The organism is Serratia sp. (in: enterobacteria) (genome assembly GCF_046715635.1).
Lineage (GTDB): Bacteria > Pseudomonadota > Gammaproteobacteria > Enterobacterales > Enterobacteriaceae > Chania.
In genome coordinates this window covers 1-8618 of sequence record NZ_JBKJYW010000419.1, presented here as the reverse complement: position 1 = coordinate 8618, position 8618 = coordinate 1, and the positions used below count along the sequence as shown (strand labels likewise).

Below are 8618 nucleotides of genomic sequence, written 5' to 3'. Positions count from 1 at the left end.
GGCATTAAGCCATTTAGGTGCGGATTACACCTGTATTGGCCAGATCGGCCCGCAGTCTGAAGGGATGAAGTTCTACCGCGATCAGCAAGAGGTTGAACTGCCGTGGAGTGGTTACGATCACTTTGGTGCCGCTCAATAGCCATCAGTAGGGTGGTATGAGTTTATACTGAGCCTGTTAGTAAGATATGGCTCTATTCCGGCCAGAGCTATTGGCCGAAACGTAAAAACCCGACCTCACCAGTCGGGTTTTTACGTTTTTATCTACACCTTGCAGTTATTCAAAGCCGACCACATGATGCGGCACATAGGCCGTTTCTAATTCTGCAATCTCCTGCGGTGTCAGCTCCAGATCAATGGCGGCTACGGCATCGATCAAGTGTTCACTGCGTGAGGCACCAATAATCGGCGCGGTAACCACCGGTTTACTCAGCAGCCAGGCCAGTGCGATTTGCGCTCGCGAAACGCCGCGCTCTTCAGCAATAGTGGCGACGCGCTCGGCAATCAGGGCATCAACCCCTTCGGTAGCGTCATACAAGGTTTTGCCATATTGGTCGCTGACCAGACGCGCGGTGGTTTCACCCCAAGGGCGTGTCAGTCTGCCACGAGCCAGCGGGCTCCAGGGCAGTACCGCAATCCCTTCGGCGGCGCAGAGCGGGTGCATTTCGCGCTCCTCTTCCCGTTGGATCAGGTTGTACTGATCCTGCATGCTGACAAAACGCGTCCAGCCGTGCAGATCGGCGGTATACAGCGCCTTGGCAAACTGCCAGGCATACATCGAAGAGGCTCCGATATAGCGTGCCTTTCCGGCTTTCATCACGTCATGCAGGGCTTCCAGCGTCTCTTCGATCGGGGTCTCATAGTCCCAACGGTGGATTTGCAGTAAATCGACGTAATCGGTACCCAAACGCCGCAGGCTGTCGTCGATCGACTGCATGATCTTGGGGCGTGACAGGCCGCGTTCCAGGTTGCTCATGGTGTTATAGACTTTGGTGGCAATCACCACCTCATCACGGCGAGCATAGTCGCGCAGTGCGCGGCCAACGATCTCCTCGCTGCTGCCATCGGAATAGTTGTTGGAGGTATCAAAAAAGTTGATGCCCGCATCCAGCGCCTGCCTGATCAACGGGCGGCTGCTTTCCTCCGGCAGCGTCCAGGCGTGGTTGCCACGTGAGGGCTCGCCATAGGTCATGCAACCCAAACAGATGCGGGAAATATTGAGTTCGGTGTTACCCAGCTTTAGATATTTCATGCCTATCTCTCCTGTGTACCGTTCAAAAAATGACTGTAGCGGAAAATGATGCAGAAATAATGGGTGCGGCGTTTGATGTAGGGATTGGTAAGGGCGCCCAGTGTGGCGCCCTTAGCTAGATTATGCCAGCCAGGTTTCGATCTGGCGTTGAATACCAGCTGCATCCAGGCCCAGATCGCTGCGGATCTCTTCCTGGCCGCCCTGTGGGATAAAGTCATCCGGCAGGCCAATGTTCAGTACGGGCACCACTCGGCGTTTGGCCATCAGCAATTCGTTAACCCCGCTGCCAGCGCCGCCCATAATGGCGTTCTCTTCCAGCGTCACCAGCACTTCATGGCTGGCGGCCATTTCCAGCACCAACTGTTCGTCCAGTGGTTTGACAAAGCGCATGTCCACCAGAGTAGCGTTCATTGCCTCGGCCACCTGAGCCGCTTCCGCCAATAGGGTACCAAAGTTGAGGATGGCAATCTTTTCCCCTTCGCGGCGGACTATGCCTTTACCGAGCGGCAATGCGGCCAGAGGTTCCAGCGTTGCACCCGTACCGTTGCCCCGTGGGTAACGTACCGCACTTGGGCCTGCGTTATGGTGATAACCGGTGAACAGCATCTGGCGACATTCGTTTTCGTCGCTTGGCGTCATGATCACCATGTTCGGGATGCAGCGCAGGAACGAAATATCAAAGGCACCCTGGTGAGTCTGCCCGTCGGCACCGACAATTCCGCCACGATCGATGGCAAACATAACTGGCAGCTGCTGGATCGCTACGTCGTGGATCACCTGATCGTAGGCGCGTTGCAGGAAGGTGGAGTAGATCGCCACCACCGGTTTGTAACCGCCGATCGCCAACCCGGCGGCGAACGTCACCGCATGCTGCTCGGCGATCGCCACGTCGAAATATTGCTGCGGATAGTCGCGTGAGAACTGCACCATGCCGGAACCTTCGCGCATGGCTGGGGTGATCGCCATCAGTTGGCTATCTTTAGCCGCCGTTTCACACAGCCATTCACCAAAGATCTTGGAATAGGTTGGCAGGCCGCCAGCGCTTTTTGGCAGGGTGCCGCTGGCCGGATCGAATTTTGGCACCGCGTGGAAGCTGATCGGATCCTTTTCTGCCGGAGCATAACCACGGCCTTTCTTGGTCATGATATGCAGTAACTGTGGGCCTTTCAGGTCACGCATGTTTTTTAGCGTAGCGGCCAATCCCTGCACGTCGTGCCCGTCTACCGGGCCAATGTAGTTAAAGCCCAGCTCTTCAAACAGCGTGCCGGGAACCACCATGCCTTTGAGGTGCTCTTCGGTTCGCTTGAGCAGTTCTTTGATCGGCGGTACGCCGGAGAGCACCTTTTTGCCACCTTCGCGCAGCGTGGAGTAGAGCTTGCCAGACAGCAGCTGCGCCAGATGGTTATTCAACGCCCCGACGTTTTCGGAGATCGACATTTCGTTGTCGTTCAGCACCACCAGCATATCCGGGGTGATATCACCGGCATGATTCATGGCTTCGAACGCCATGCCTGCGGTGATGGCACCATCGCCAATCACGCAGACGGTGCGGCGATTTTTGCCCTCACGCGCGGCGGCCACGGCCATGCCAAGACCCGCGCTGATCGAGGTTGAAGAGTGGCCAACGGACAATACGTCATATTCACTTTCGGCGCGCCACGGGAACGGGTGCAGGCCGTTTTTCTGGCGAATAGTCGAGATGCGGTCACGCCGACCGGTCAGGATCTTGTGTGGGTAAGCCTGATGACCAACGTCCCAAACCAGGTGATCGAAAGGGGTGTTGTAGACGTAATGCAGTGCCACCGTCAGCTCGACGGTACCCAGCCCAGACGCAAAGTGGCCACTGGAACGGCTGACGCTGTCCAGCAGGTATTGCCGCAGTTCATCACACAACTTCGGCAGGCTTTCTTTTGGCAACGAGCGGAGCTCTTCAGGATTTTCCGCTAAGGCCAAGGTCGGGTATTTGGCTATATCAAGACTCATTCAGTACTCATATCAGAGGAGTTAATTGTCGCGTTCAATAATGAAGTTGGCCAATGCACGTAACGGTACGGTGTTATAAGATTGTGTGGCCAACGAGTCTAATGCGGCCAAGGCTTCCTGATAGAGACCCCACGCTTTTAACTTGGCGCTGTCAAGCCCAAGTAGGGCCGGGTAGGTACTCTTGCCAAGCTGTTGGTCGGAGCCTTGGCGTTTACCGATTTTTTCGGTTTCGCCCACGACGTCAAGAATATCGTCCTGCACCTGAAACGCCAAGCCAATGGCGGCCGCGTAACGGTCAAGTTCAGGGAGTGCAGCACGGCCTGGTTCACCGGCGGCCAATGCCCCTAAGCGAACCGCAGCACGGATCAACGCGCCGGTTTTATGGCGATGGATCTGCTCTAACGCTTGTAAATCGATCTGCTTACCTTCGGCTTCCAGATCCAGCGACTGGCCACCGCACATACCGGCAACGCCGCTGGCTTTGGCCAGTTCGGAAATCATCGCCAGCCGATCGCGCGCTGCCACATCGGGCATGTCGGCGTCGGCCAGGATCGAGAAAGCCAGCGTTTGCAGGGCATCGCCCGCCAGAATGGCGTTAGCTTCCCCAAATTTGATATGGCAGGTTGGCTGGCCGCGGCGCAGATCGTCGTCGTCCATCGCTGGTAGATCGTCATGGATCAGCGAATAGGCATGGATGCACTCCACCGCCGCTGCTGGGGCATCCAGATTCTCCAGACTCAGGCCAAACATTTGGCCGGTAGCATAAACCAGGAAAGGCCGTAGCCGTTTACCGCCCAGTAAGGCGCCGTGACGCATCGCCTCAACCATTTTGCCATCATTGAACGGCAGCGGAGCGATATAGCCAAGCAGTGCGCGATCGCTGCGCTGATGGAAGGCCTGTAACTGATCGTGGAACTCAGACATCGTAATTACTCAGCGTCCGGGGTAAAAGGGGTCAGTGCAGCATCGTCGTTATGGTCGTTGAGCAGGATCTGTACGCGCTGCTCAGCCTGTTGCAGCTTTTGTTGGCCCTGGCGAGCCAATTGGACGCCACGTTCAAACTCATTGAGCGCATCTTCCAGCGGCAATTCGCCGGATTCCAGACGGGTTACGATACTCTCAAGTTCGCTCAGAGAATTCTCAAAGCTGATGCTTTGCTCTTTACTGTCTGATTGTGCAGGTTTTTTCGCCATAGTTTTCTTTTTACATCATCATGTGAACAGTGGGACCCGAGCCTATCCTAGCGGATCTTGATTAGTAAATCATGGCACGTCTATGTGGTTTTGTGCACGGCGCGGGTGCAGATAGTGATATACTTCGCGGCCAGATAAGATTGATAAAAGCTCGGCCAGCCCGCGATTTTATCAATCTTATCGCCATTGTATACCTAATAGCCTTGCAGTGGCAGCTAACCGCCGCCGCTGAAACCCATCAGGCTGAGGTATTGCGTAATTTTCATCAGACTATAAAGACCACCATGAAGTTTATCATTAAATTGTTCCCGGAAATCACCATCAAGAGTCAATCTGTGCGTTTGCGCTTTATTAAGATCCTGACTACCAACATCCGCAACGTCCTGAAGCAGTATGATGAAACTCTGGCGGTTGTCCGTCACTGGGATTTTATCGAGGTACGTGCCAAAGATGAAGATCAGCGCCCGGTGATTGCCGATGCCTTGACGCGTATTCCCGGCATTCACCATATCCTGGAAGTGGAAGATCGCGCCTATACCGATGTCCACCACATCTTTGAGCAGACGCTGGAAACCTACCGCGAGCAACTGGAAGGCAAGACCTTCTGCGTACGGGTGAAACGCCGTGGCAAGCATGAGTTCAGCTCGCAGGATGTCGAGCGCTACGTTGGTGGCGGTTTGAACCAGCATATTGAAAGCGCACGTGTTAAACTTTCTCACCCTCAGGTCACGGTGAACCTGGAGATAGATGACGACAAGCTGATGTTGGTCAAGACGCGCCGCGAAGGCATTGGCGGCTACCCGATCGGCACCCAGGAAGACGTACTGTCACTGATTTCCGGCGGTTTTGACTCCGGCGTTTCCAGTTATATGCTGATGCGCCGTGGCTGTCGCGTACATTATTGCTTCTTTAATCTGGGCGGCGCGGCGCACGAAATTGGCGTCAAGCAGGTTGCCTACTATCTGTGGAACCGCTTCGGCAGCTCACACAAGGTGCGCTTTGTGGCGATCGATTTCGAACCGGTGGTCGGTGAGATCCTGGAAAAGGTCGATGACGGCCAGATGGGCGTGGTGCTCAAACGCATGATGGTGCGTGCCGCTTCCCAGGTTGCTGAACGTTATGGCGTGCAGGCTTTGGTGACCGGCGAAGCGCTGGGCCAGGTTTCCAGCCAGACCCTGACCAACCTGCGCCTGATCGATAACGCCTCCGATACCCTGATCCTGCGCCCGCTGATCTCACATGATAAAGAGCACATCATCAACGTGGCGCGTGAAATCGGCACCGAAGACTTCGCCAAGACCATGCCGGAGTATTGTGGTGTGATCTCAAAAAGCCCGACGGTCAAGGCAATCAAAGCCAGGATTGAAGAGGAAGAAGGGCACTTTGACTTCGAGATCCTCGATCGTGTGGTGCGCGAAGCGCGTAACGTCGATATCCGCACTATCGCAGAAGAAACCCGCCAGCAGGTCGCTGAAGTAGAAACCGTGGCTGAATTCAGCGCTGACGAAGTGATCCTGGATATCCGCTCGGTGGACGAGCAGGAAGAGAAGCCGCTGCAACTGGCGCAGGTGGAAGTGAAACCGCTGCCGTTCTACAAGTTAGGCACGCAGTTTGCCGATCTCGATCAGAGCAAAACCTATCTGCTGTACTGTGAGCGCGGCGTGATGAGCCGTTTGCAAGCGCTGTACCTGCTGGAGCAGGGCTACGCTAACGTTAAAGTCTACCGCCCGTAATCTGTGTTGAAGGGGAGCAATGCCGTTTCTTCGGTGTTGCTACCCTTATCCCTCTCTCCTGTTTGATCCTCTTTTTTACCCTTTCCCATCGAATAACTTTGACATAGCGGCTTACTTTGGTTTATTTATTGATACGTTATAACATAACTCATTATCGATTGAGAAAGGAGCAGGATATGCAGTTAAAAAAGTGGGTGGCGATACTGCCTTTTTGGTTTATCAGCCATTCACAGGCGCATTCTTTGTGGGTCAATGCACAACCCGCTACGGGCGGGCAGAGCACGATAGAGCTTGGCTATGGCGATGAATTCCCCACCGCAGAAGCGATCCCTGAAGATCGTCTGCACATTTTCGCACCGGCACAACTGATCGGGAAGAATGGGGATCTGATGCTGAAGCCTGGTAAAGAAAATTACCAGTTCGTGACGGAGAAACCATTAGCCAAGGGCAGCTATGCCGCTATCGCTAGCTATAACCCCACCTATTGGTCGAAAAACAAAGCGGGATGGCAACAGCAGAGCAGGACGGAAATGCCAGACGCGTTGTACTGCGAGCGGGCCTCCATGTTCGGCAAAACCATTGTGAATATCGATGGTGCGGTAGAGACTGCGGTTATCAGCCAGCCGCAGGGATTGCAGTTGGAAATTATCCCGTTAGCCAACCCGGCGACTATCAAGCCAGGGCAGCCGTTGCCAATACAGGTATTGTATGACGGGAAACCGCTAAAGAATGCCGATGTGACGGCGACGTTTGCCGGTTTTGGCGACCAACATGAGCACCACGGGCATACTCATAGTCATGCCAAAGCCTTTTTGAATCAGACGGACGGTAAGGGAAAAGTCAATGTTTACCCGCTGAAGGCGGGATATTGGCTAGTCGAAACCGAACATAAACTGCCTTATGGGGATAAGGCGAAATGTGATGAATCCGTGTTGCTTTCAACGTTGACCTTTACCATCAGCGAATAAGCCATTGGCTTGGCAGGCCAACCGGCCTGCCGATATTGATTCAATCGCGAAAGTCGTACATGCCGGGGATCAGTACCAGCTGTGCCGCTATCTCAGCCGCCTTGGCCTTACCCAACAGCAAATCGATCAGTTTCAGGGCAAACTCCATCGAGGTGCCGGGTCCTTGGCTGGTGAGCAGATTGACGCGTGGATCGAACACGACACGTCGTTCCATCCACTGGCCTTCGGGGATCTGCTCTTTCAGGCCGGGGAAGCCGGTCATATTGCCGATCGGGAACAGTTGGTGATGTTGTAATACCAAGGCCGGTGCCGCACAGATGGCGGCGACAATATTGCCTTGCAGATGCATCTGGCGGACCTTTTCCACCAGCAACGGGCTATCGCGAAAACATTCCGCGCCTTTGATACCGCCTGGTAAAACGATAGCGTCAAAGTGGTCGTCAACAATCGCCACCAAGGGGGCGTCTGCCAGCAGTTTAACGCCTCGTGAGCAGACGATGGTCAGGCCGCCGTCACTGGCTACGCTGGCGGTCGTTACTTTGACCCCGGCGCGAACCAGCAGATCGATGGTGGTAACGGCTTCGGTTTCTTCACTACCAGGTGCCAGGCAGACCAATACCGATGCGCTCATAGCTATTTTCCTTGCGTTTAATGATTTCAAACAGCCGGGTATTTTCTGGCAGGGGAATGCCGTGGCTGCGTCCGCGACGCAGCAAATAACCGGTAATGTAGTCGATCTCGGTGTGCCGCTGAGAACGGATATCCTGCAGCATCGAGGAGGTATTGTCCGCCGTTGACTGGATCACCTGCATCACATAGAACACCAGGCTTTCGCACGAGGTGTGGTGACCTTCCATCTCCATCACGCTAGCCACCTCACGGCAGATAAGCTCTATCTGCTCAGGATAGCGTTGCAGATCGCCATTACGGCAGTCATACAGCACGGTTAGCGGGTTGATGACGCAGTTGACCGCCAGCTTGCGCCAACTGGCCGACGCGATATTGTTATGCCAGGCAACGTCGGGCAGGGCCTGGTGCAGAATCTCTGCCAGATGGCTTAGATGGGTCGCTTGCTGGGTCGTTGGGCCGATATGGGTGGTGCCGTTGGCAACGTGCACAATGGTGTTACCATCATGGCGTGCAGCATGGGTAGTGGTGCCCTGTAGCACTGGCTGGCTGTGCGGTGGCAGCTCCTCTTGAGTCCCTATCCCATTATGCAGTAGCAAAATGGCACAACGGGGGTTTAATTTGGGCAGCAATGCCGTCACCGCGCTGGAAACCTGCCAGGCTTTCAGCGTGACTAACAGCAACTCACTTTGCCGCAGGTGTTCGGGATCGTTGGTGGGCAAATTACGGTTAAACGAGGTGCCGTCGGGTTCAATGACGTTGACCGCACAAAATGGTTGGGGCACCCGTAACCATCCCTGTACATCGTGGCCCTGCTGATAGAGTTTGGCCAGCCACAGTTGTCCGAGCGCGCCGCAACCAAGAA

Annotated in this window: 8 protein-coding genes and 1 pseudogene; 3 read left to right on the top strand and 6 right to left on the bottom strand. The window is 54.9% G+C overall.

Features of this window, described 5'->3' with window-relative positions; all coding sequences use genetic code 11:
* Nucleotides 1-139, top strand: a pseudogene (locus ACLQ7H_RS21805) (thiamine-phosphate kinase); the annotation flags it as partial.
* Between the two features lie 135 nt (nucleotides 140-274).
* Here ACLQ7H_RS21805 and ACLQ7H_RS21800 read toward each other — a convergent pair.
* The 4 genes from ACLQ7H_RS21800 to xseB form a co-directional block, all read right to left on the bottom strand.
* A complete protein-coding gene (locus ACLQ7H_RS21800; RefSeq protein ID WP_411754463.1) occupies nucleotides 275-1249 on the bottom strand; it encodes an aldo/keto reductase in 975 nt (324 codons plus the stop codon).
* 120 nt (nucleotides 1250-1369) lie between these two features.
* On the bottom strand, nucleotides 1370-3232 hold the full coding sequence (gene dxs, locus ACLQ7H_RS21795; protein ID WP_411754462.1) for a 1-deoxy-D-xylulose-5-phosphate synthase: 1863 nt from the start codon (nucleotides 3230-3232) through the stop codon (nucleotides 1370-1372).
* Between the two features lie 21 nt (nucleotides 3233-3253).
* Nucleotides 3254-4156, bottom strand: coding sequence for a (2E,6E)-farnesyl diphosphate synthase (ispA, locus tag ACLQ7H_RS21790; protein WP_411754461.1), 903 nt, complete (start codon nucleotides 4154-4156; stop codon nucleotides 3254-3256).
* 5 nt (nucleotides 4157-4161) lie between these two features.
* On the bottom strand, nucleotides 4162-4425 hold the full coding sequence (gene xseB, locus ACLQ7H_RS21785; RefSeq protein WP_021180184.1) for an exodeoxyribonuclease VII small subunit: 264 nt from the start codon (nucleotides 4423-4425) through the stop codon (nucleotides 4162-4164).
* 284 nt (nucleotides 4426-4709) lie between these two features.
* On the opposite strand from xseB, the gene thiI reads away from it, so the two are divergent.
* Both thiI and ACLQ7H_RS21775 read left to right on the top strand, forming a co-directional pair.
* Nucleotides 4710-6158: a tRNA uracil 4-sulfurtransferase ThiI gene (thiI, locus tag ACLQ7H_RS21780; RefSeq protein ID WP_411754460.1), complete on the top strand. Its 1449-nt coding sequence runs from the start codon at nucleotides 4710-4712 to the stop codon at nucleotides 6156-6158.
* 176 nt (nucleotides 6159-6334) lie between these two features.
* Nucleotides 6335-7126, top strand: a complete 792-nt coding sequence (locus ACLQ7H_RS21775) for a DUF4198 domain-containing protein (protein WP_411754459.1) — start codon at nucleotides 6335-6337, stop codon at nucleotides 7124-7126.
* Between the two features lie 40 nt (nucleotides 7127-7166).
* Here the strand turns inward: ACLQ7H_RS21775 and yajL are convergent, their stop codons facing one another.
* Together yajL and panE are read right to left on the bottom strand one after the other, a co-directional pair.
* Nucleotides 7167-7757, bottom strand: a complete 591-nt coding sequence (gene yajL / locus ACLQ7H_RS21770; protein ID WP_024483935.1) for a protein deglycase YajL — start codon at nucleotides 7755-7757, stop codon at nucleotides 7167-7169.
* Nucleotides 7720-8618 (bottom strand): 2-dehydropantoate 2-reductase (panE, locus tag ACLQ7H_RS21765; RefSeq protein WP_411754458.1); only part of this gene is annotated, 899 nt, incomplete at its 5' end. The genes panE and yajL, both read right to left, overlap by 38 nt.

Excerpts from the sequence above, each read along its gene's own strand:
- yajL (WP_024483935.1), bottom strand. The coding sequence starts at position 7,757 with ATGAGCGCATCGGTATTGGTCTGCCTGGCACCTGGTAGTGAAGAAACC.
- thiI (WP_411754460.1), top strand. The coding sequence starts at position 4,710 with ATGAAGTTTATCATTAAATTGTTCCCGGAAATCACCATCAAGAGTCAA.
- ACLQ7H_RS21775 (WP_411754459.1), top strand. The coding sequence starts at position 6,335 with ATGCAGTTAAAAAAGTGGGTGGCGATACTGCCTTTTTGGTTTATCAGC.
- ispA (WP_411754461.1), bottom strand. The coding sequence starts at position 4,156 with ATGTCTGAGTTCCACGATCAGTTACAGGCCTTCCATCAGCGCAGCGAT.
- dxs (WP_411754462.1), bottom strand. The coding sequence starts at position 3,232 with ATGAGTCTTGATATAGCCAAATACCCGACCTTGGCCTTAGCGGAAAAT.
- xseB (WP_021180184.1), bottom strand. The coding sequence starts at position 4,425 with ATGGCGAAAAAACCTGCACAATCAGACAGTAAAGAGCAAAGCATCAGC.
- ACLQ7H_RS21800 (WP_411754463.1), bottom strand. The coding sequence starts at position 1,249 with ATGAAATATCTAAAGCTGGGTAACACCGAACTCAATATTTCCCGCATC.